The organism is Oleiphilus sp. HI0043 (assembly GCF_001634935.1).
The window spans coordinates 1-857 of record NZ_LWEY01001092.1; the positions used below are offsets into that span (position 1 = coordinate 1).

1 protein-coding gene is annotated in these 857 nt (G+C 45.1%); it reads right to left on the bottom strand.

The features are described from left to right. Positions 1 to 156: 156 nt before the first annotated feature. Positions 157 to 857, bottom strand: a 701-nt coding sequence (locus tag A3729_RS11940; protein WP_156497914.1) for an IS110 family transposase, incomplete at its 5' end; no start/stop codon positions are given.

An 857-nucleotide genomic window follows, 5' to 3' on the forward strand; every position in this document is an offset into this window, starting at 1 on the left:
TACTTATTACGTCGTGGTGCCTGTCTTCAGTCTATGCTCGTGGATCAATGTACTGCTAGCTCATTGCCAACCTAACGCCTTCGGTGATTGCACCACAGCCGCTGCTTGATCTTTTGCATTGACGCTAAACTTGTTCATGTATTATTCCTTATCTACTTAAGCGGGTACGCGTGAGATTCGTGTTTTTGGATCTATTCTGGGTAAGGTGACTTCCTTCGAGATTGACCAGATATAAGCTATCAGTTCTCGTGCGATCGCCGTTACCACGACACTTCGATGTTTACCTTTGTGTATTAGTCGTTGATATCGTCTACATAATCTCTGTTGTGCTTGCCAAGCTTGATCAATTACCTCTTTCGGCAATCCTTCCTGCCTGAGCTGTAATTCCTTCGATATCTTTGCGGGATAGCGATAGCTATGTGCAGCCTCAACTAACAATCTCCTCGCTCGCCCATTTCCACACTTGGTGATCGCGCCTAAGTGTCGTTTTCCTCCACTTGAATGTTCGGAGGGCGTCGTTCCGATATAACTCATCAGTTTTCTAGGGCTATCAAATCGTGTTAAGTCTCCTAGCTCTACAATGACACCAGTGGCGGTGAGCAGTCGAACGCCTCTCAAGGCTTGTATCGCTTTCACAACCGGATAATATCNCCATTGCTTCACGTGATGGGCGAGTTCATTGTCCAGACGCTCTAGTCGAGCATTGCGTTCTGAAATGGTTTGAATCATCTCTTGCAAGACAAATTGCTGACTAGGATGAGGTAAGATGATCTCTGTTAACCAACGAAGGTGTTTTAAGCTCCAATTTGATTTGCCTGAATAGTTAATATGATTTCTGAGCAGCAAGGCTTTTAGCT